Raw genomic sequence first — 22,058 nt, forward strand, 5'->3', positions numbered from 1 at the left:
GCCAACGGGGGCCTGCTGCGCCCCCGTTGACGCAGCTAAGCAGCTGATTTTCCAGCTATTCCTTAGGTGAAACTCGTATCTGGAACGGTACTTGCTTATTCACTAAGCATCACGGGCAGCCGAGCTGCCCATCTCAATTCGCAAGGACGACGACGTGGCCAACGAACAACAGCCAGGCAAGCAACTGAGCGCTAAAGGCGCTGCGCGCCGCCGCTTCACCCGCGCCGGTGCCGCAGCATCCGGCGTGCTGCTGACCCTGCACAGCCAGCCCGGCATGGCAGCGGTGGTATGCGCCGGACCGTCGGGCTTCCAGTCGGGCCTGGTCAGCGCACGCCCCAACGATCCGGGCGCCTGTGCCGGCCGCTCGCCGGGGTATTGGAAAAATACCGATCCGGTCGACAGCAGCGGCGGCCAAGGCAACGGCAAGGGCGGCGGCAAGAAGCCGACACCGGCGCCGCTGCCGGACAAGGTCTGGCCGGCTGGCGCTTTGCCAACCGATAAGTTCCGCAGCGTGTTCACCTGCACCCTGGAGATGAACAGCACCTACGGTTCGGACAGCTGTACCCTCGACTTTATCCTCGGCAGCGGGGCCACCTTCGACACCGACAAGCTGGGCGCCCACCTGGTGGCGGCCTACCTGAACGTACTCGATGGCAAGTCTGGCTTCCAGAGCGTGCCGATGCTGCAGAACATCTGGAATGAGCTGCGCAATACCGGCTACTTCAGCCCGACCGCCGGCGTGAAGTGGGATGCCAAGCAAGTGGTCGACTACCTGTCGGGTACCATGGCTTGATGCCGCAGCAGTGGCAACTGGTGCCGGGCCAGTCCCTGCTGCACCGCAGCTGGGACGGCCAGGTCGTGCTCTACAACGAAGTGTCCGGCGCCACCCACCTGCTGGATGAGCAGACCCTGGGCTTGCTGCAAGCCTTGCGCGACGGCGAACTCGGGCCCGACGAGTGGCACGATGCCGAGCTTCAGCTGGCCTGTGCCGACCTGGGCAAACTCTACCTGGTGGAACCATGCTGAGCGTGGCCTCGCTGGCGCCTGCCGCGCTGCAGGCGCGCCTGGCCGGTGACGGCTTGCGCCTGCGTACCGGCCGTTTCACGGTGCGGCTGCAGGCCGACATGCCCAGCGTGGCGGCCGGCATCGGCCAGTTGTATGGCGACTACCCGCTGCTGCAGGACTGCGATTTCGCCGACTTCCACCTGCAATTGCGGCGCCCCCGTTCGGCGCGCCGCTGGCTGCGCCCGCAGGTGCGCCTGCATTGCGACGGCTATGAAATGTTCCAGCCGATGCCCTTGCAGCACGCCTTTCCCATGTTCGAGTGGGGCTTGAACTGGTGTGTCTCGAGCCGTGCCCACCGCTACCTGATCGTGCATGCCGCGGTGCTGGAACGCCATGGCCGCGCCGTCATCCTGCCGGCCCCGCCCGGCTCCGGCAAGAGCACCCTGACGGCCGCCCTGTGCGGCAAGGGCGGCTGGCGCCTGCTGTCCGACGAGCTGACCCTGCTCGAACTCGACACCGGCCTGCTGGTGCCCAACCCGCGCCCGATCAGCCTGAAGAACGCCTCGATCGGCATCATCCGCGCCTACCTGCCGGATGCGGTGCTGAGCACGCCGGTGCGCGACACCAGCAAGGGCACGGTAGCCCATATGCGCGCGCCGGGCGACGCCGTCCTGCGCGCCGCCGACTGCGCGCCGCCGGCCTGGATCGTGTTCCCCCATTACAGCGCCGGCGCCGCCACCACGCTGGAACCGCTGGCGCGCGCCGCCACCTTCATGGAACTGGCCGGCAACAGCTTCAACTACAGCGTGCTGGGGGCGCCCGGCTTCCACGCCCTGGGCCGCCTGATCGAGCAGGCAGCCGGCTTCCGCTTCCGCTATAGTGCGCTGGATGAAGCCCTGGACACCTTCGCCCGCCTCAATGAAAGCTGACGTGCCGCTCCTGTTGCGCGCCTTGCGCGCGCCGCAGCAGCTGGCCGGCCTGCCGCCGGCCGGCTGGGACCTGCTGCTGCGCCAGGCCGCGCATGCCAACCTGAGCGCCACCCTGCACCATTGGCTGGACCAGCACGGCATGCTGGCGCAAGCCTTGCCGCAGGCGCGCGAGCAACTGTCGTGGGCCGCCGTGATGGCGCGCCGCCACCGCCAGGCCACCTACTGGGAAATCCGCCTGATCGGCAAGGCGCTGGCCGGCCTCGGCCTGCCGCTGCTGCTGCTGAAAGGCGGCGCCTATGCCGCCGCCAGCCTGCCGCCGGCTGCCGGCCGCCTGTTTTCCGACATCGATATCCTGGTGCCGGAAGACAGCCTGGCGCAGGTGGAAGCGGCCCTGATGCGCCACGGCTGGGTCGGCACCCACCACGACCATTACGACCAGCGCTATTACCGCGAATGGATGCACGAGCTGCCGCCGATGATGCATGTCCTGCGCCGGACCGCCATCGACGTCCACCACACCATCCTGCCGCGCACGGCGGCCCAGCGCCCCGATGCGCGCCTGTTGCGCGCGGCGGCGCGAACGCTGGCGGGCGCTGGCGCAGCGCCGGACACGGCCGTCCTGGCGCCGCTCGACATGGTGCTGCACAGCGCCACCCACCTGTTTGCCGACGGCGAGTTCGACAAGGGCTTGCGCGACCTGTGGGACCTGCATTGCCTGCTCACGCATTTCGCTGAACACGAGCCCGGCTTCTGGGAAGCGCTGCCGGCGCGCGCGCGCCAGCACCAGCTGCAGCGCTTCATGTTTTACGGCCTGCGCTACAGCGCCCTGCTGCTGGGCACCCGGGTACCGCCGGCCGCGCTGGCGGCCATGGCGGCCGACGGCCCGCCGCCGCTCCTGCTGGCCGTGATGGATGCACTGTTCACGCGCGCACTGCTGCCGCACCACCCGAGCTGCCGCGGCGCCGGCGCCGCAGTCGCCGACTTCCTGCTGTATATGCGCGGCAACTGGCTGCGCATGCCGCCGCTGCGCCTGGCGCGCCACCTGTTCCATAAAGCATTTTTGACACCCAAAAATTCGCAGGGTGCGGCCGCATAACAGCAGCAACTGCCAGCGCGCTCCCGCTACAATTGCTGGGACATTGCTTTGCACGGAGCATGCATGCGACTCCCTGCCATCGTGGCGGCCAGCCTGCTGGCCCATGCTGCCTGCGCGCAGAATGCCGCCACCCTGTATGAACAAGCCCAGCGCCTGGAACACGGCGAAGGCGTGGCGCGCGACCTGGAACAGGCAGCGGCGCTGTACTGCCGCGCCGCCCGGCTTGGCGCCCCCGAGGCCCAGTACGCGCTGGGCTGGATGTATGCCAACGCACGCGGCGTGGCGCACGACGACGGCATGGCCTGGCGCCTGTTCGGCCTGGCGGCCGGGCAAGGATACGCGGCAGGCACGCGCATGCAGGCGCTGCTGCCGGCGGCCCCCGGCGCCGCGTTGCCGGCCTGCATGGCGCCCGAGCCCGCGCTAGAACTCGACCTCGCCTTGCCCACCCCAGACTACCGCGCCGCCACGCCGCAATTGCGGGCCCTGGTCGACAAGCTGGCGCCGGAATATGAAATCGAGCCGGCCCTGGCGCTGGCCGTCATCGCCGTCGAGTCCGGGTTCAACCACAGCGCCGTCTCGCCCAGGGATGCGCGCGGCCTGATGCAGCTGATCCCCGCCACCGCCTCGCGTTTTTGCGTGCTCGACGCCTTCAATCCTGAGCAGAACCTGCGCGGCGGCCTGGCTTACCTGCGCTGGCTGCTGGCGCGCTACAGCGGCGACGTCACGCTGGCCACGGCCGCCTACAATGCCGGCGAGCAGGCGGTCGACCAGTATGGCGGCGTGCCGCCCTACGATGAAACGCGCGCCTACGTACGGCGCATCGGGAAACTGTACGGCAAATCCAGCCATCCCGTTACGGCAGCAGCACCGGAACGCTGCGTGCACCGCATAGCAATTCGCGCACGCCGATGATATGCTTGCCCGATGGAATGGGACGCGATCATCATCGGCACCGGCATGGGCGGCGCGCCGCTTGGCTATGCGCTGGCAAAGGCCGGGCAGCGCGTGCTGTTCCTTGAAAAAGGCAAGTCCCATCTGCAGCCGGGCGCGCTGACCAACAGTTACGCCGAAACGCATTTTGCCGCGCCGGCCGCGCCGGGCCCGCAGCACCGCGCCACGCTGCAGCGCGCCGGCCGCTACAGCGATACCATCCGCACCAACGCCGGCCCGCGCACCCAGCATTTCGTGCCCTTCATCGGCAGCGGCACCGGCGGTTCCAGTGCCCTGTACGGCATGGTGCTGGAGCGTTTTTTTCCTTCTGATTTCGCGCCGCGCGCCCAGCATCCGGAGGCGGCAGACGCCGACTTGCCGGAATCCTGGCCAATCGCCTACCAGGCGCTGCTGCCGCATTACGAGGAAGCAGAGCGACTGTTCCGCGTGCGCGGTACGCCGGACCCGCTGCGCCATGAGCGACTGGGCGACTGGGCCGCGCACTTCCGCGCGCCGCCGGCGCTGACGCCCGCGGCCGGCGAACTGTTCGCGTTCTTTGCGCAGCGCGCGCTGCACCCCTACCGCCTGCCGCTGGCCTGCGAATTTGTCGACGGCTGCGACGCCTGCCAGGGCTACCTGTGCGACCGCCGGTGCAAGAACGACGCCAGCCGCGTCTGCCTGGAGCCGGCCCTGTCGCAGCATGGCGCCACGCTGATGGATGAATGTGAAGTGGTGCAGCTGGAAGCCACGCACGAGGCCGTGACGGGCGTGGTATGCGAGCAGCGCGGCCAGCGCCTGACCTTGCGCAGCAAGCGGGTGTTCCTGGCTGCCGGCGCGCTGGAAACGCCACGCCTGCTGCTACAGTCGGCCTCCCCGTACTGGCCAAAAGGCCTGGCTAACTCTTCCGGCCTGGTGGGGCGCAACCTGATGCGCCACCACATCGACCTGTACGTGATCAAGCCGAAAACGCCGGCCGGTTTCGACAACCGCCAAAAGGAATTCGGCTTTAATGATTTCTACCAGCGCGACGGCCAGAAGCTCGGCTCGGTCCAATCCTTCGGCCGCCTGCCGCCGGTGCCGGTGCTGGCGGCGTCGATGGAAGACGATATCCGGCAAGGCGCCCTGCCCTGGCTGGCGCCCCTGTTCAAGCTGGCGCAGCCGGTAATGAAGCCCATCCTCAGGCAATTCGTGCACGAGCGCCTGGTGCTGGCCACCACGCTGGAAGACTTGCCGTATGCCGACAACCGCGTCACGCCAGCCAGCGGCGATGCCCGGCTGGCACTCGAGTACCGCGTACGTCCGCATGCTGCGGCACGCATCGATGCCATGCGCCGGCTGATGAAGGACGCGCTCAGGCCTTACGCCTTTGACCTGGTGAAACAGGCCGGCAATAACCAGCGCATTGCCCACGTCTGCGGCACCTGCCGCTTCGGCAGCGATGCGCGCAGCAGCGTGCTCGATGCCAACAACCGCGCCCACGGCCTGTCCAACCTGTACGTGGTGGATGGCTCCTTCTTCCCGTCCAGCGGCGGGACCAATCCCAGCCTGACGATTGCCGCCAACGCCCTGCGCGTGGCGCGCCACCTGACGGGAAAAGGAATCTACGATGATCAAGCTTGAAGATTTGCGCGGCCACTGGGCGCTGGTAACGGGCGCCTCGGGCGGCATCGGCGCCGAATTCGCGCGCGAACTGGCGCGCAACGGCGTCAACGTGGTGCTGGTGGGACGGCGCGCAGAACGCCTGCAGGAACTGGCGCAGCGCGTCGAGCAGGAGCTGGGCGCCAGGGCCGAAGTGGTACGCGTCGACCTCGCCAAACCAGGCGCGGTGGCCCATGTCAAGGAGCGCCTCGACGCGGTTGGCATCCGCATCCGCCTGCTGTGCAATATCGCCGGCATGGGGCGCTGGAACCGCCTCGAACACTGGGAGCTCAATGACTACCGCGACATGATCGAGGTCAACAACAGCGCCATGGTGGAAATGTGCTACCACTTCCTGCCCGACCTGGCATCGCATGCGGGCAGCGCGGTGATCAATGTCTCGTCGCAGGCCAGCTACCAGCCGGTGCCGTACATGGCGGTGTACGCCGCCTCGAAGGCCTTCGTGCAAAGCTTCAGCCAGGCCCTGCACGGCGAATGGAAGGAGCGCGGCATCCTGGTGCAGACCCTGGTGCCGGGACCCACCGACACCGAATTCGACGCCAAGGCCGGCGCTTACGCCAGCGCCCTGGCCACGCGCGGCAGCACGGCCGAAGTAGTGAAAGCTTCGCTGGCGGGCCTGGCCAAGGGCGACCCGGTGGTAGCCTCGATCAAGGGCACGTACAAGCAGCGCTTCTTCGCCGGCCTGTTCCCGCACAGCATGGTGATCCGCGAAGTGGGCAAGATGTTCAAGCCGCCACAATAAAAAAACCGCGCCGAAGCGCGGTTCCCGGAAGCATCGCGGCTTAGGCGCGGCGACGCAGGCGAGCCAGACCCAGCAGGCCAATGCCCATCAACAGCATGGTGCCTGGTTCCGGCACGCGGGTGAAGCGGTTTGAGCCATCAACCTTGAACAGGATGTCGTTGCGGGCCACCACTTCGGTGCCGAACGGGTCGCCGTTGTTGCTCGAACCGTTGCGGTGGAAGCCGGTGGTGGTCGAGGTGTCAGCCGGATAGTTCAGGCTCGACTGGAAGTCGATGCCGAACAGCAGGCTGGTCACGCCTTCCAGGTAGTTGGCGTCGATGAAGTCGGTCGGCGACAGCAGGCCTGCGTGCAGGCGGGCGGAACCCTGGCCGTTATTCGGTGCCAGCAGCTGGAACACGGACGAGTTGGAATCGATGGTCAACAGGGCGATCATGATGCCGTCGTCGAAGCCGACGCCAGTCGCGGTATTGGCGTTCTGGTTGGTATCGAAGTAGATCGCGACCTGGTTCTGGCCTGGCGCCAGGTTGAAGTTGGCGGTGGCGGTGCCGCCCGGGCCTGGCACGACGCTGGACACGACTTCGGTCATGCGGGCAGCGATGGTGATCTCGAACAGGCCGTCAGCCGAACCGTTCGCTTCGCCGTCCAGGCGGCCGCCCAGCGATGGGCTGCCGGTGCCGCCAGCCTTGCCGACCAGGGTGGCCTGGTACAGGAATTCGAAAGTGGAGCCAACTTGCAGCGGGGAACCGAAGGGGCCGATGCCCTTGGCCAGGCCGCTGCCGGTTTCAGCCCAGTCCAGCGAATTGACATTGGTCGCCAGGACATTGGTGCCGTCCTTGATGGTGAATGGGGTGATCACATCTGCCTGGGCTGCACCAGCAGCGAACAGCAGGCTGGCTGCAGTAGCGAGCGGGAGCAGTTTGCGGAAAATCTTCATTGTTTTGACTCCTGAGTTAAGGGGCTGTTTTGACCTTTTGCTGCTCTCCGGCCTCGCAGCGGGCACATACTCCTATGAGCAATAGTTGTGCCAGTCACCCGGTTCCCATAGAAATCAATAACTTGCAAGATTACTGTTAGTACCATGTTGGTATTAACTTATGTCGTTGTAAGGATTTTCGACAGTAACTTGCTAAAAGATTCCGACGACCGATAGTTACCGAATATGACCATCAGTTGGCGCGCGGCAGCGCTCGCGGCCGGCGTGGCCAGCAAGCCTTCCACGGCCTGCCGCAGCGCCGTCTCATCGAAGCGGTCGGCCCGCAGCAGCGCTCCGGCACCGGCCGCGACAATTCCCTGCATATTCAGGAACTGGTCGAGGTTGCCGGCAATGCCCACCAGCGGCACGCCGGCCGCCAGCGCCTGGTGGCTGGTCGGGCTGCCGCCGTTGCAGATCACCAGCGCGGCGCGGCGCGCCGCCTCTTCACCCGGCAGGAAGTCGGCCACGCGCGCGTTGTCCGGCACCGCATCGAGCTTGACCATGCCCACGGTGGCGGCCAGCACCGTCAGCGGCAAGCCGGCCAGCGCGCGCAGCACGCCGGGCAGCAAGGCGCCATGGCCCGAGCTGCCCACGGTCACGTACACCAGCGGACGCCCGGCCGGCAACTGGTCCCACCAGTTTGGCAGCGGCAGCGGCGGCGACCACAGCACGGGGCCGATGAAGGCGTGGTTGGCGGGCAGGTCGTGCGGCGGGAACAGTTCCGGCACATCGGCGTACAAGGTGTAGTCGGCATCGGTATACACCCGGTTCAGGTCCCAGCCCAGCGACGGCAGGCCATGCCGGCGCCGCACCTTGTTGAGCGGAATGGTGTGCAGTGCAAATGCCAGCGGGCGCGCCAGCTTGAACAGCGCATTGGCCAGCGGGATCGGCAGGAAGCGTGTCAGCGGCAGGCTGGGCACGATGTATTCCTGCTCCACGAAGGGGCTCCAGTAGGCATTGATCAGCGAGACATAGGGCACGCCGGCCAGGCGCGCGCTGATCGACAGCGACAGGCGGAAGTCGCCCACCACCACATCGGGCCGGACCTGGCGCAGCAGTTGCAGGTCTTCTTCCACATAGCCGGCCAGCGTCGCCGCGTCATACACCGGCTTGCCATCCGCCAGCGCCTGCAGGAATTGCTGGTTCGGGATGCTGTGGATGGTCCAGCGCACCAGGTCCGCGCCTTCGAAGCAAAAGCCGTAACGGTCGGCACAGGCAAAGTGCACTTCGTACTCGGTACGGTCGAGGCTGGCCGACAGCGCCAGCGGGCGGCCGACGTGCGCCAGCGTGACGGCTTCGGCAACGAACAGGATTTTCTTGCGCTGCATCATGGGCCGCCCGGCCTATTTCATCAGCTCGGCCAGCGGCTTGCGCAGCGAGCGCGCCGTGGGCGCCTTGCCGGCGCCGAGGCGGCCCATGAAGACCGCGGTTTCCGGCGCGGCGCCGATCACGCCGGTGAGCTGGCCATACAGGCGGCGCGCCGACTCCTGCAGCTTGTCGAGGCGGGTGAAGCGCAGTGCATGGCGCACATAGCGGCCGAAAATCAGCGGCGTCATTTCCGGCTGCATGTGCAGGCCGAGCGTGGTCAGGGTCAGCCAGAAGCGCTGGGTGGCGCGGCCGGCGGCCACGTAATCGTCGATGCCGGCCGGCGCGCGGCTGGCACGGATCACGAAGTGGGCGGCGCAGGCCATGCCGGGCAGCAGGTCCATCTGCAGGCGCGGGGCCCAGGTGCCCATCAGGGTATTCATGGTGTTGACCCGCTGCCAGCTCGCCATCGCCCACTTCATCAGGGCCAGGGTGCCGTGGTCGACGCCCAGCGCCTGGTCCGGCACCTTGTCCGGGCTGTGCGTCTTGCCCCAGTCGATGATGCTGCGGTGGACCTCGTACGCTTCCGGCATGGTCAGGCGCAGCTTGGCGTTGTTGAACATCAGCCGCGCCGCCGCCCAGCGGCCGCCGAAGCCTTCGATCCACTGCACCTGGTGCGCCGGACCGACCGCCGCTTCCAGCGCCTGCTTTTCCTGCGCGCTCAGCGGCCGCGTGCTGAGCGGGCGGCGCTGCACGCTGCGCGTGGTGATCGCCGCCAGCAACGGGCTGGGCTTGATGGCGGCATCAGGCGTGAAGCGCACATCGAACACGGGGTGGGTATCCGGGCTGTCGCCGCGCCGCAGCGCATCGGCGCGCAGGCCATGGCCGCTGGCGGCCAGCGCCATGGTTTCCAGCATGGCGCCCACGGCGACCTGGCTCGGATGCCCGTCCAGGTCGTACACCACGTGCTCGCGCGTGTCGTGGCAGTGCACGGCCACATGGTCCGGCGCCAGGATTTCGAAGCGCCACACCTGCGTGTTGTCGCCGCTGGGGGCCCAGCGCGCCAGGTCCAGGATCTGTTCGATGGTAGTCATGATTGGGCCATTTTCGCAAAGGCGCGCTTGCCGATCATGATGGCCAGGCGCTGGATCGGGTTGTTGTTGCCGCCGGGGCGCCAGGTGCGCACCAGCTGGTTGCGGTAGGCATCGAACTGCATGCCGTGCGGCGCCGCCCGCACATCGCCGCGCCCGAGCAGGATCTTGAGCGCTTCGGTGGCGGCGATGCCGGCGCACAGCTGGCAAGCCATGATGGTCGACGGCCCGCGCCGTTCGGCGAAATTGACGGCCGACGGCACCACCAGGTAGGGCCGGTGCAGGCCGGCCGGCGCCAGCCCGACCACAAAGCGGATCGCCTTGTCGCTTTCGGGCAGCTGGCCCCAGCCGAAATACTCTTCAAACGTCATCCGGCCCGGCAGGAAGTTCAGCAGCGCCGCGCCCATGCCCAGCGGCGCCACGGTGGTGGCCGGGATGCCGCGCGCGGCGCACAGGGCGAAGGTCTGCTGGCGGATGTCGAAGGCGAAGAAGTCGAGGCTGTCGATGTAAATGTCGACGCCGTCGAAAAATGCCTCGAGGTTGCCGGCATTGATTCCGTCCGGGAAGGTCTTGATCTCGAGTTCGGGATTGACGTCGCGCGCCATGCGCGCCATCACGTCGATCTTCGGCAAGCCGCGCGTCGATTGCATGGCGCCGACCTGGCGGTTGAAGTTGGCCAGGTCGAATTTGTCGAAGTCGGCAATGTGGAAGGAGCCGACGCCCAGGCGTACCAGGGTCATCAGGTGCACGCCGCCGACGCCGCCGGCGCCGGCAATGGCCACCCGCTTGCCGCGCAGGCTGGCCTGCTCGGCTTCGGTGACCCAGCCGATATTGCGGGCAAAGGCCTTGCTGTAGATGAAGGGGTCGCTCATCGCGCTTAACTGCCGTTCAGGACTTTCAGCAAAGCAATGGCATCGTCCAGGTGCGGGAACGAGGTGCCGGCAGCCACCAGTTTTTCCAGCTCCACCCGGGCGCCCTTCTTGTCGCCCGACTGGCTGAGCGCAACCGCCAGGTGGTAGCGCAGCATGGCATTGGCCGGCTGCAGCGTGCTGGCGCGCTTGAGCAGCGGCAGCGCGCGCCCGGTGTCGCCCTTGCCCACCAGCAGCCAGCCGGTGGTATCGAGCACGGCCGGGCTGTCCGGCGCCGCCTTCAGCGCCTTCTCGGCCGTGGCCATGGCGCGCGGGTCTTTCATCTGGCTGTAGGCCCAGGCCAGGTTGTTCAGCGCCACCGGGCTGTCGGGCGCGGTCTTCAATACCAGCTCGAGGTCGGCCGCCGCAGCGGCATACTGCTGGCGCGACAGGGCCAGTTCGGCCGCATACATGGCGGCGGCCAGGTCGCCCGGCTGTTCCTTGCGGTGCTGTGCCAGGCGCTGGTCGGCGTCGCGTGGCAGGCCCGCTGCCAGCAGGGTGCGGTGCAGGGCCAGCAGGATGCGGCCGTCCTTTTCATAGCCATAGGCCGTTTCGTACAGCGCCACCGCTTCCTTGTATTTCTGCTGGCGCGCCAGCAGGTCGCCTTCCAGCACATAGCCGGCCGCCTGCTGCCCTTCTTCCTTCTGCATCTGGCGCGCGATGGCCAGGACTTCGGCCGGGCGGTTCTGCTGCTGGGCGATTTCCGCCAGCGCCAGGCGCGCCGGGCGGTATTTCGGGTCGATCGCCAGCACTTTTTTCAAGTCGCTGCTGGCGGCCGCGGCATTTTTCAGCATCAGGTGGGCGGTTGCCATGCCGAACCAGGCGCGCAGCGATTTCGGTTCCAGCTGCACCATCTTGCCGAAGCTTTCCAGGGCGCCGCTGGCGTCCTTGTTGGCCAACTGCACCTGGCCCAGCAATTCGGCCAGGTAGGGGCTGGCAGGATCGTCCAGCTGCAGCTGGCGCGCCAGTGTGCTGGCCTTGGCGACCTGCCCGGCCTGCAGGTAGGCATGGGCCAGGCGCGTGCCCAGCTCGCTGGCCTTGGGCTTTTCCGCCACCGCTTTTTCCAGCCAGCCGAGCGCTTCCCCGCCCTTGCCCTGCTGGCTGGAAATATCGGCCAGCGCCGTCATGGCGCCGACATTGTGCGGGTCGTGCTGCAGCACGATGGCGAAACGCTGGCGGGCCGCTTCCGGCTGCTTGTCCTGCAAGTCGAGCTGGGCCAGGTTCAGGTTGGCGGCCAGGTGGTTCGGCTGCAGGGCCACGGCTTTCTCAAAGGCCGCGCGCGCCGCCGGCGCGTTCTTCTGCGCCAGGTAAATGCCGCCTTCCAGGTTGCGCACCACGGCGCTGTCCTTCTGGCTGGCGTGGTAAGCCTTGATTGCCGCCAGCGCCTTGTCGTAGCGGCGCATGCTGATTTCGGTGTGGATCAGGTAGAGCGCGGCCTGCTCCGACTTGGGGTCGAGCTCGGTGGCCCGCTGCAGCTGCTCAAGCGCCTTGTCATACTGGCGCTGGCCCAGCTGGGCCAGCCCGATCGACAAGTGCAGCGTCGCTTCATTGGGCAGCACCTGCGCCGCCTGTTCGAAATACTGCAAGGCCGCAGCGTAGTCCTTGTTGCGCAGGTTCGATTCGCCGGCCAGCACCAGCAGCTGCGGGTCCTTGGCGCCGCTGCGCAGCAACGGCGCCAGGGCTGCCGCCGCTTCAGCCGGCTGCCTGGTGGCCAGCAGGGACTGCGCCAGCAGTTTGCGCGCAAACAGGTCTTCCGGGAATTTCTCCAGGTAGGCGTTCAGGTAGCCCTGCGCCGCGGTGGCATTGCCCAGCTTGAGTTCGTTGGCCCCTGCCAGCAGCACGGTCGGCATATGGCCGGGCGCCACCTTCAGCAGCTTGAGCAGGCTGGCCTGCGCTTCGCTATGCTTGCCCTGGGTGTGGTCGAGCAGGGCTTGCAGGTAGAGCGCATGCGGGGTGTCCGGGTGCAGCTTGTCGAGTTCGCCGATATCGGCCTTGGCGGCGTCGAATTTCTTGAGCGCGATTTCAAGGTCGGTGCGCTCGACGCGGGCCAGCAGGTGGTCGGGCTGTACGCCGAGGGCCCGGCCCAGCGCCGCCAGCGCGGCCTCGCTCTGGCCCAGCTTGCGCAGCAGCGCAGCCTGGTAGCGCAGCACGGCCAGGTCTTGCGGATGGCTGCGCTGCGCCTGTTCGGCCAGCGCCACCGCGCCGGCGCTATCGCCAGCCCGCTGGGCCAGGCGCGCCTGGCCCAGCAGCGCATTCGCCTGGCCGGGTTCGCCGGCCAGCGCTTGCGCATAAGCTTCCCTGGCCTTGGCGCTGTCGCCCAGCACCAGCCAGGCATCGCCGCGCAGCGCCAGCAGGGCCGGCTTGGCATGGGCCGCGTCGGCGCTGCTTTCATCGAGCGCTTGCTGCGCCTTGTCCTGCGCCAGCAAGGCGCGCAGCAGCTGCGGCAAGGCGCGGACGCGCTCGATATTGAGGCCGAGCGCCTTGCGGATTTCCTTTTCAGCCAGGGCGGGCTCGTTGTTGTCGTTGTAGACGCGCGCCAGCAGCAAGCGGATTTCGCCGTCCTGCGGGCTCTTGTCGGCGGCGTTCTTGAGCTGGATCAGGGCCGCCTTGCTGTCGCCCTTCTGCAGATACTGCTGGGCTTCCGTCATCAGCGTGGCGCTGGTTTCGGACTTGAGGCAGCCGGACAGGCCGACAGCCAGCATCAGGCTGCCGAAGATGGCGAGGGCGCGCTGCGCCCCCCGGTTCTCGCGACGTGGCATGGAAACCCCTGCATGGTGGTCAGGATATTGACAATACCACAATAATTGTCAATCGACTATCAAATCTCAATAGACTATTGGAGGTTCTTCAGGCGCTGCACAATGCCGCATTCTTCACGCGGCGAATAGAACAGCGGATAGAAGGAACGCGCCGCCATCGCCACTTCCGCGCCCTGGCCGCCGTATTTTTCAATCTGTTCGCTGACATGGGCCAGTTCGACCACCAGCAGGTAGGCCGGCGCATCGACGCGCGGATTGGTCTTCAGTTCGCCCAGCCGTTTGAAGCCGAGCATGGCTTCGTAGAAGCGCCGGTGGCGCGGGTTGATTTCGATGAAGATGTGGGTGCAGTGGTGCAGGTCGCGCGCGTAAATCACCGACAGGTGGAACAGCGATGCCATCTGCGACTTGCTGCCGCCATTGTCGAAAGCGAGCTTGGTGATCTCGCACACGCGGGCGCCCGGGATCATGCGCACCGAATCGACCTCTTCCTTGAAAATTTCATCGGCCATGATGCCGATCGAAGAGTCCAGCCCGAGGGTCAGGGTACCGACCACTTCGCCCTTGTCGCTGGCGGTCAGCGTGATCCGGTTCGGATCATCGCTGAGTTTATGGGTCCCGGCATAGCCACGCCAGGAGTACATTTTGTTGATTAGCAGGCTAGCCTTGCTGCGGCCTTCAACCGTATCGATCATGCGTATACCAAAAGATTTTTCGTCGGTGACCAGGTCTTCCATATTTTCCGGAAGCAAGTCCTCGAGCGTGGCGCGCGCATGGGAGTCGGCTGGAGTCTTCCGGATGGGCTCGGCTTCCAGCACAGGGATGGCAGTTCCATTCATGGCTCTTCCTCCTTTGGTACCCGCAAGCCTTACGGCTTGCCACTACCAATGAGCACGGCGAGCGGCGCGGACGCCGTGCTCAACGGCAAAATATAGTTGATTACACTTGCGGGGGTGCGCACGATTGATGCCGGGACGAAAATGTATCGGGTTGCAAGTGAGTTATGTAAAAATTACTAACTTTCTACATGTTGGCATGGCAGCGCCCGCTGCACAATACCTGTGAAGTAAATGTTGGGAAAATGACTCTATTGTTTTCGATAACACAATAGGCGTAGAGGAGGGGGTGGCCGCACGCGGCTGCGCGCGTGCGGGTTTTACTGCGCAGAAGTTGCTAGTTATTCAAATTGCTTTTGCAAGTTACGTGCTTCGTCGGTCTGGGCGAAGCGTGCATCGGCCATGGCGGCCTGCAGTTCCTTGCGGGCGCCCGCCTTGTCGCCCTTTTTCCACAGCGCCGCCGCATAGTGGCCGCGGATGTCGGACGCCTTGGGCGCCAGGTCGCTGGCCTTCTTCAGCACCGTCAGTGCGCGCTCGAGCTGGTTCTGCTCGGCCAGGATCCAGCCCAGGGTATCCATGACGGTCGGGTTGTCGCCGGCCAGTTGCTGGGCCTTCTCGGCCGTCGCCAGGGCGCGCTTGTCCTTGTCCTGCTGGTAGGCCCAGGCCAGGTTGTTGAGCGCCATGGCGTTGTCCGGCATCTTGGCAATCACGCTTTCCAGCTGGCCGATGGCGGCTTTGTATTGCTTGGCGGCCAGGTTTTGCTCGGCAGCATACATCAGGCCCAAAGGCTCGTCCGGATGCGCCTTGCGCCAGGCGGCGATCTGGGCATCGGCTTCGGCGCCGCGGTTGGCCGCGCGCAGTGCCGCACTGAGCTTGAGCACCAGGTCCGGCCGCGCCGCCAGTGCGAACGCTTGCTGGTAAGGCGCCACGGCCAGCGCCGGTTTGCTGGCGCGCATCTGCAAGTCGCCTTCGAGCAGGAAGCCGCTGGGCTGCTTGGGCTGGGATTTTTGCAGGCTGCGCGCCACGGCCAGCGCATCGTCCGGCTTGTTCTGCAGCAGGGCCAGGTCCGCCTGCAGCATATGCGCCGGCACCGACCCCGGATCGAGGCCCAGCGCGCGCTTCACGCTCGACTGGGCGCCCGGCAAATCCTTTTTCTGCACCTGGACGCTGGCCAGGTAAAGCTGGGGCTGCGGCAGCTTCGGCGCCACGCTGACCAGCTTGCTATAGCTTTCATAGGCGCCATCGGTGTCGCCGGTCATCTGCTGCGCGCGGCCCATCATTTCCAGCGCCAGCGGCGCTGCCGGATGCACGATCAGCACATTGCGCATATGCGCCACCGCCTTGGCCGGCTGGCGCGTCTGCAGGTAGTAGCCGGCCAGGCGCACCGCCGGCACCAGCGCATCGGGGTCGACGGTGGCGGCTTTTTCCAGCCATTGGGCGGCTTCGTCGCGCTGCTTGGCGCGCTCGGCCAGTTGCGCCAGCGCCGTCATGGCCGGGACATTGTCCTTGTCCTTGTCCAGCAGTTTCAGCAAGTGCTGGCGCGCGGCATCGGGCTTTTGCTCCATCATTTCAAGCTGCGCCAGGTTGACCACCGTGGCATAGCTGGCCGGCGCCAGTTCCACCGCCTTGCCGAAGGCGGCGCGGGCGCCGGCCTTGTCCTGCTTGGCCAGCAGCACGTGGCCGCGCAAGACGTGCAGTTCAGCATCCTTGCCATGCTTGCCATCCTGTTTGGCCAGCACGGCCAGGGCCTGGTCGTAGTTGCCCATGGCCAGCTGGGTGCGCGCCAGCGCAGTCGCGGCCGGCAGCGAGTCGGGCTCCAGCTCGAGCGCCTTCTGCAGCATGGCCAGGCCTTTGTCGCGCTCGCCCAGCGCGATGCGGGCTCCGCCCAGGGCAATATAGCTGGCGGCGCGTTTCGGGTTGAGCGCGACGGCTTGCTCCAGCAGGGCGGCGGCCTTGGCCGGTTCGCGCTGCAGCATATGGGCTTGCGCCGACAGTTCCAGCAGGCTGCCATCGCTGACCTGGCCCTTCAGCACCGGTTCCAGCACTTTCTGCGCTTCCGCCGGGTTGTTGCCGCGCAACAGCGTGGCCGCCAGCAGCTTGCGGGCAAACTCATTGCCCGGCTGCATTTCGAGATAGGTGCGCAACTTGGCCTCGCCCTGCTTCAGCGTGCCGAGCTGGAAATCGACCGCGCCCGAGAGCAGCAGGCTCGGCGCATGTTTGGCCGCGCCTTTGGCTATGGTTTGCAGGTTGTCGCGCGCTGCCGTGTAATTGCCGCGCGAATAGTCGAGCAGGGCCTGGGTGTACAAGGTGGTCAGGCTGCGCGGCGCGGTCTTCTTGGCGGCATTGATGGCGGCCTGGGCGGAATCGAGCTTGCCGGCCACGATGTCGAGGTAAGCCTGCTCCAGGTTGGCGCCGCTATTGGTCGGGTCCAGCTTGAGTACTTCGGCAAAGGCGGCGCGCGCCTCTTCCGGCTTGGACTGGGCGCGCAGCAGCTCGCCCTTGAACGTCAGCGCATTGATATTGCCGCCGTCCTTGGCGATGGCCTGCTCGGCCAGCGCGCGCGCGCCCTCCAGGTCGTTGCCGATGGCCGCCAGGCGCGCCATGCCGGTCAGCGCGTCTGCGCTGTTGGGTTCGGCATCCAGGGCGCTCTGGAATTGCTTTTTCGCCTCATCGAGCTTGCGCAGGCCGATCAGGGCCTCGCCGCGCACCGCCAGCATGGCCGGGCTTTGCTGGAACTTTTCCGTTTCATCGAGCATCTTCTGCATGTCGCCCAGGCGCAGCAAGGCCTCGGCCAGCAGCAGTTCGCTGTCCTGCGGCCGGTATTTCAATTCGAGCGCGCGGCGCGCTTCCTTTTCCGCCGACACCGGATCACCCAATTGCAGCGACAGCTTGCCCAGCTGGTAGCGCGCCTCGCCGTTGTTGGGGTCCTTGGCCAGCGCATTCTTGAGCTGGATCTGGGCGCCCTTGCGGTCGCCTTTCTGCTGCAGCTGCTTGGCATCGGCCAGCAGGCTTTCCGGGGTATCCGACTTGCAGCCGGCCAGCAGTGCGCTGGCGGCCAGGGTGGCGGCAACGGCCAGCCGGGTTACGCGATGTGCCATATTGTCCTCAGTAAGCGTATCGTTTGTTATGCGTTGCGGTGGGCGCGGAACCATTGCTCCAGCATCATCAGCACCCAGACCATGGTGCCGTGGTAGCCGGCGTGCTCTTTCAGGTGGGTGCCGACCAGTTGTTCGATGAACTCGCCGCGCACCACCTTGCGCGCCTTGAGGTCGCTCAGGCTGTCCGCCGCCAGCTGCTGCAGGGAGCGGTGCTGCTGCAGCCAGACGCCGAACGGCAGGCCGAAACCGTGTTTCTGTTTGCTGATGATGGCATCGGGCAAGAAGCCGCGCAATGCTTCCTTGAAGAACCAGCGCAACTGGGTGCCATTCAGCTTCTGCTGCGGGGTCAGGCCTGCCGAAAAAGCCACAAGGGCATCGTTCAGGAAGGGGAAAGCCGCCTCGACGCCGGCCAGCTCGCAAGCCTTCATCACTTTCGGCAAGTCGTTGTCGGCCAGCGTGATCTGCAAGTCCAGCGCCAGCATGCGGTTGATCAGGGAGCGCGCTTCGCTGCGGCCGTAGTTGCGCTCCAGGGTAGCGATCGGGTTGCCGATGTCGGCCGCCGCCAGGAAGTCGTCGGTAAACACTTGCTGCGGGCCGTAGCGGCCCAGCAGGTTATAGGTTTCCAGCCGCGCCGGCATGCCGACCGAGGCTTGCTCGATATAGCTGCGCGCCTTGCGCAGCAGGCGCACCCGCTCGCCGCCGGGGAAGTTGAACACGGCCGGCTCCAGCAGGGCCTTGCGCACCAGGCGCGGCACCCGCTCGTACAGCTCGAACACGTGCTGCTTGGCATAGCGCTCGTTGCCGCCGAACAGCTCGTCGCCGCCATCGCCGCCGAACATGCGCTGCACGCCGTCGGCTTTTGCCATGCGCGCGCAGTAGTAGGCCGGCACCGCCGACGCATTGCCGAAAGGCTGGTCGAACACGGCCGCCACTTGCGGGATGGCCGCCACCACGTCGTCCGGCGTCACATAGTATTCATGGTGCCGGGTGCCGAAATGGCGCGAGGCCAGGCGCGCATATTCCATTTCGTCGTAGCCCTGGGCTTCGAAACCGATCGAATAGGTGTCGGCCGCCACGCCGCCGACCTGGGTCAGCATGCCGGCGATGGTCGAACTGTCGGTGCCGCCGGACAGGAAGGCGCCGACCTTGCGCTCGCCCGCGGCTTGCTTCACGCTGTGGCGCAGCAGCGACAGGAAATCTTCCTTCAGTTCGCCGAACGAGCGCTTGCCGTCTTCCTCGAACTGCATGCGCCAGTAGGTGTGTTCTTCGACGCGGCCCTGGCGGTAGTGCAGGTAGCGCCCGGGCAGCAGGCGCTGCTGGCCCTGGTACACGGTGGCCGGCGACGGCACCATGTGGAAATAGACGTAGTTGTACAGGCCCTGGTGGTCGAGTACGCCGGGCGTCAGCGGGTGGCGCAGCAGCGCATCGGCCGAGCTGGCAAACACCAGGGTTTCGCCGGCCAGCTGCCAGTTCAGCGGCTGGATGCCCATGCGGTCGGTGGCCAGCAAGGCCTCGCCGCTGCGTTCATCGAGGATGGCCAGCGTGAAGCAGCCGTGGATCTGTGCACAGGTGCGCTGCGCGCCCTGCGACCACAGGGTGGCGACCGTGGCGGCCACGCCCTGCCCGGCCGCCTGCGCCGCCAGCGCCGGGTCATCCAGGCGCGGCTGGCCCCACAGGGCCACCAGCAAGCCATCGCGCTGGTACACGTCGGCACTGCCGTCCAGCGCCGCCACCGCCAGCGCGCTGCGCTGGCCGCAGCGGGCATGCAGCGTGCCCTGGTCGAAGCGGGACAGCGGCGCTGCCATCTGCTCCAGCAATTCCGGCGCAGCGGCCAGCCCCATCCATCCACAGATCCCGCTCATATGCTTCCCTTCCGCTTACACGAAAACTTCGACCGCGGCCGGGTGGCTGAGGAATGCCGCCGGGCTGGCCGTGGCGCCGTAGGCGCCGGATTGCAATACCACCACCAGGTCGCCCGCCTGCGCCTGGCCCAGTTCCATCTGGTCGGCCAGCAGGTCGAGCGGGGTGCACAGCGGCCCCACCACCGAAGCCTGCTCGCGCGGGCCGCCGGCCACACGGGTGCCGATCACTACCGGATAATTCTTGCGGATCACCTGGCCGAAATTGCCGGAGGCCGACAAGTGGTGGTGCAGGCCGCCGTCGGTCACCAGGTAGACCTGGCCGCGCGATTCCTTGCGGTCCACCACGCGGCACACATAAGCGCCCGCTTCGCCGACCAGGTAGCGGCCCAGCTCGATGACCACCTCGGCGCCGTGCAGGCGCGGCCGCACCTCATCCATGAGGCGCGCCAGGTTCGCCCCCACCGCAGCCAGGTCGAGCCTTTCTTCGCCCGGGAAGTAGGGAATGCCGAAGCCGCCGCCGATGTTCAGGATGCGCGGCGCGCGCGGCGCCGCTTCGGCCAGGCGCAGCGCCAGCGCGAAGGTCTTTTCGTGGGCCTCCTGCAGCGCCGCCGCCTTCAGGTTCTGCGAACCGCTGAAGATGTGGAAGCCATGGAAATCGAGCCCCAGCGCGCCGATGCGCGCCAGCATCGCCGGCACCCGTTCGGCATCGACGCCGAACTGCTTGGGGCCGCCGCCCATCTTCATGCCGGACGATTTCAGCTCGAAGTCCGGGTTGACCCGCACATTCACTTTCGGCACCACGCCCAGGCGCTGGCCGAGCACGGCGGCGCGCTCCATCTCGCCTTCCGATTCCAGGTTCAGCACGATGCCGGCGGCAAGCGCGCAGGACAGTTCGGCTTCGCTTTTGCCGGGGCCGGCAAAACTGATCCTGGCCGGCGCCATCACGCTGTCGAGCGCCACCCGCAGTTCACCGCCGGAAGCGACGTCGATGCCGTCGACCAGGCTCGCCATATGCTGCACCACGGCCGGCATCGGGTTGGCCTTCATGGCGTAATGCAGGTGCACGTCCGGCGGCAGCGCGGCCCGCAGTTCGGCCACGCGCTGCGTCATGGCGGCGCGCGAGTAGGCGTAAAACGGGGTCTGGCCGACGCGGGCCGCCAGGCGCGGCAGCGGGATGCCGCCGATCAGCAGGCAGTCGTCTTCGACCGCGAACTGCAGCAGCGGCGCGTGTTGCGCCCGGCGCGGTGCGTCCATGCTCATACGCCCTCCGCGAAGATGTTTTCGTACTGGGTCGACAGCAGCTTGCGGTCGATCTTGCCATTCGGGTTGCGCGGCAACGGCGTGGCGGACACGATCACCTTCTGCGGCTGCATATAGGCCGGCAGGTGCGGCTTGACGGCCGCCAGCAGCTCGGCGTCGGTGAAGGATTCGCCGGCGCGCGGGAAGGCCAGCAGCACGATGGCCTGGCCCAGGCTCGGGTGCTTGACGCCCAGCGCCGCCGCCTCGCCCACCTTGTCGCGCGCATACACCACTTCTTCCACCTCGGTCGGGCTGACGCGGTAGCCGGAAGTCTTGATCATTTCATCGTTGCGGCTGATGAAATAGAGGAACCCTTCCTCGTCCCGGCGCACGATATCGCCCGACCACACGGCCATCTCCACCAGCGGCAAGCCATACTGCGGCGAGGCGTAAGGCTTGAAGCGCTCGGCAGTCTTGGCCTGGTCGTTCCAGTAGCCCAGCGAAACCAGGGCGCCACGGTGCACCAGTTCGCCCGGCTCGTTGGGCGCGCATTCGCTGCCGTCGGGGCGCAGCACCACCACTTCCGCGTTCGGGATGGCCTTGCCCATCGAGTCGGGTCGGCGCTCCAGTTCGGACGGCGGCAAATAGGTCGAGCGGAAGGCCTCGGTCAGGCCGTACATCAGGAACGGCTTGGCATGCGGCAGCGCGGCGCGCAGCGCGTCGAGGGTGGCGCGCGGCATGGCGCCGCCTGAATTGGTCAGGTAGCGCAGCGTGCAGTCGGCCGGCCAGGCCAGCGGCGCCAGCTGGATCCACAGCGGCGGCACCGCCGCCAGGCCGGTGATCTTTTCCGCCACCACGGCTTTCAGCACGTCGCCCGCGAACAGGTGGTTGATCAGGACCGCGGTGGCGCCGACGCGGAAGGCGGTGGACAGCTGCGACAGGCCATAGTCGAAGGACAGCGGCAGCACGGCCAGCAGGCGGTCGGCCGCCGTGTTTTCCAGGTAGCTCGAGACGCTGACGGCGCCCGCCACCATATTGCGGTGCGACAGCACCACGCCTTTCGGGCGGCCGGTGCTGCCCGAGGTGTACAGGATGGCTGCCATATCGGTATCGATGCAGCGGTGCGGCGCGGCCGGCGGCGCATCCTGCATGGCCGCCGCCCACGGCAGCACGTGCAGCTGCGGCAAGCTGGGCAAATCGTCCGCCTTGCCGGTCACGATCACGGTGTGCAGGTCGGGGCAGGATGGCAGCGTGCCGGCCAGCAGGCGCAGGCGGTCGGCCGAGGTGACCAGCACCCGCACATTGCAGTCGCCCAGGATGTAGCCGACCTGTTCCGGCTTGAGCAGGGGGTTGACCGGCACGAACACGCCGCCGGCGCAGGCTGCGCCAAACATGGCAGCCACGTTCTCGATATTCTTTTCCAGGTAGACCGCGACCCGCTCGCTGCGGCGCAGGCCCCTTGCCAGCAGGCCATGGGCGGCGCCTTCCACGGCGGCGGCCAGGGCGGCATAGTCCAGGCGGCGTTCACCGTACACCAGGGCCTCGGCCTGCGGCGTACGTTGCGCCGAAGCAAAAATAAATTGATGGATCAGGTCGCTCATATTACTTCGTCAATAGGAATTGCATTAA

General features: G+C 66.9%; 17 protein-coding genes. 7 read left to right on the forward strand and 10 right to left on the reverse strand.

Going from position 1 to position 22,058, the window contains the following annotated elements:
* The first annotated feature begins 154 nt into the window (after nucleotides 1-154).
* The 7 genes from ASD07_RS06575 to ASD07_RS06605 all read left to right on the forward strand — a co-directional run bounded on the left by ASD07_RS06575 (nucleotide 155) and on the right by ASD07_RS06605 (nucleotide 6,361).
* Nucleotides 155-793: a hypothetical protein gene (locus ASD07_RS06575; protein ID WP_055926939.1), complete on the forward strand. Its 639-nt coding sequence runs from the start codon at nucleotides 155-157 to the stop codon at nucleotides 791-793.
* Nucleotides 793-1,026 (forward strand): HPr-rel-A system PqqD family peptide chaperone, encoded by a 234-nt coding sequence (locus ASD07_RS06580; RefSeq protein WP_055926940.1) that lies wholly within the window; start codon nucleotides 793-795, stop codon nucleotides 1,024-1,026. The genes ASD07_RS06575 and ASD07_RS06580 overlap by 1 nt, the downstream gene beginning before the upstream one ends.
* Entirely contained in the window at nucleotides 1,020-1,934 is a 915-nt protein-coding gene (locus ASD07_RS06585) for an HprK-related kinase A (RefSeq protein WP_200953770.1), read from the forward strand. The genes ASD07_RS06580 and ASD07_RS06585 overlap by 7 nt, the downstream gene beginning before the upstream one ends.
* Before the next feature lies 1 nt (nucleotide 1,935).
* Nucleotides 1,936-3,030 carry a nucleotidyltransferase family protein gene (locus ASD07_RS06590; protein WP_229207078.1) on the forward strand — a complete coding sequence of 365 codons (1,095 nt, stop codon included), beginning with the start codon at nucleotides 1,936-1,938 and terminating at the stop codon, nucleotides 3,028-3,030.
* Nucleotides 3,031-3,093: 63 nt separating this feature from the next.
* Entirely contained in the window at nucleotides 3,094-3,942 is an 849-nt protein-coding gene (locus ASD07_RS06595; RefSeq protein ID WP_055926943.1) for a lytic transglycosylase domain-containing protein, read from the forward strand.
* A gap of 12 nt (nucleotides 3,943-3,954) precedes the next feature.
* Nucleotides 3,955-5,580 carry a GMC oxidoreductase gene (locus ASD07_RS06600; RefSeq protein ID WP_055926945.1) on the forward strand — a complete coding sequence of 542 codons (1,626 nt, stop codon included), beginning with the start codon at nucleotides 3,955-3,957 and terminating at the stop codon, nucleotides 5,578-5,580.
* Entirely contained in the window at nucleotides 5,567-6,361 is a 795-nt protein-coding gene (locus ASD07_RS06605) for an SDR family oxidoreductase (protein ID WP_055926948.1), read from the forward strand. The genes ASD07_RS06600 and ASD07_RS06605 overlap by 14 nt, the downstream gene beginning before the upstream one ends.
* A gap of 40 nt (nucleotides 6,362-6,401) precedes the next feature.
* Here the strand turns inward: ASD07_RS06605 and pepA are convergent, their stop codons facing one another.
* The 10 genes from pepA to ASD07_RS06655 form a co-directional block, all read right to left on the reverse strand.
* Nucleotides 6,402-7,295 (reverse strand): flocculation-associated PEP-CTERM protein PepA, encoded by an 894-nt coding sequence (pepA, locus tag ASD07_RS06610; protein ID WP_055926949.1) that lies wholly within the window; start codon nucleotides 7,293-7,295, stop codon nucleotides 6,402-6,404.
* 158 nt (nucleotides 7,296-7,453) lie between these two features.
* Complete coding sequence (locus tag ASD07_RS06615; RefSeq protein WP_229207079.1) at nucleotides 7,454-8,665, reverse strand: glycosyltransferase; 1,212 nt, start codon at nucleotides 8,663-8,665, stop codon at nucleotides 7,454-7,456.
* 12 nt (nucleotides 8,666-8,677) lie between these two features.
* Nucleotides 8,678-9,733, reverse strand: coding sequence for a molybdopterin biosynthesis protein MoeY (locus ASD07_RS06620; protein ID WP_055926951.1), 1,056 nt, complete (start codon nucleotides 9,731-9,733; stop codon nucleotides 8,678-8,680).
* A complete protein-coding gene (locus ASD07_RS06625) occupies nucleotides 9,730-10,602 on the reverse strand; it encodes a ThiF family adenylyltransferase (RefSeq protein WP_055926953.1) in 873 nt (290 codons plus the stop codon). The genes ASD07_RS06620 and ASD07_RS06625 overlap by 4 nt, the downstream gene beginning before the upstream one ends.
* A 5-nt stretch (nucleotides 10,603-10,607) precedes the next feature.
* Nucleotides 10,608-13,397 (reverse strand): XrtA/PEP-CTERM system TPR-repeat protein PrsT, encoded by a 2,790-nt coding sequence (prsT, locus tag ASD07_RS06630; protein ID WP_055926955.1) that lies wholly within the window; start codon nucleotides 13,395-13,397, stop codon nucleotides 10,608-10,610.
* Between the two features lie 74 nt (nucleotides 13,398-13,471).
* Entirely contained in the window at nucleotides 13,472-14,233 is a 762-nt protein-coding gene (locus ASD07_RS06635; RefSeq protein WP_229207080.1) for an N-acetyltransferase, read from the reverse strand.
* A gap of 338 nt (nucleotides 14,234-14,571) precedes the next feature.
* The gene (prsT, locus tag ASD07_RS06640; protein WP_055926957.1) at nucleotides 14,572-17,328 is read right to left on the reverse strand and encodes an XrtA/PEP-CTERM system TPR-repeat protein PrsT; all 2,757 of its coding nucleotides are present in this window, start codon (nucleotides 17,326-17,328) and stop codon (nucleotides 14,572-14,574) included.
* Nucleotides 17,329-17,354: 26 nt separating this feature from the next.
* Nucleotides 17,355-19,190: an asparagine synthetase B gene (locus tag ASD07_RS06645; protein ID WP_055926959.1), complete on the reverse strand. Its 1,836-nt coding sequence runs from the start codon at nucleotides 19,188-19,190 to the stop codon at nucleotides 17,355-17,357.
* Between the two features lie 15 nt (nucleotides 19,191-19,205).
* Nucleotides 19,206-20,444, reverse strand: coding sequence for a pyridoxal-dependent decarboxylase, exosortase A system-associated (locus tag ASD07_RS06650; RefSeq protein WP_055927358.1), 1,239 nt, complete (start codon nucleotides 20,442-20,444; stop codon nucleotides 19,206-19,208).
* 2 nt (nucleotides 20,445-20,446) lie between these two features.
* A complete protein-coding gene (locus ASD07_RS06655; RefSeq protein ID WP_055926961.1) occupies nucleotides 20,447-22,030 on the reverse strand; it encodes an acyl-CoA ligase (AMP-forming), exosortase A system-associated in 1,584 nt (527 codons plus the stop codon).
* Between the last annotated feature and the right edge of the window lie 28 nt (nucleotides 22,031-22,058).

This window comes from Duganella sp. Root336D2, from assembly GCF_001425005.1.
In the GTDB taxonomy this organism is placed as follows: Bacteria; Pseudomonadota; Gammaproteobacteria; order Burkholderiales; family Burkholderiaceae_D; genus Rugamonas.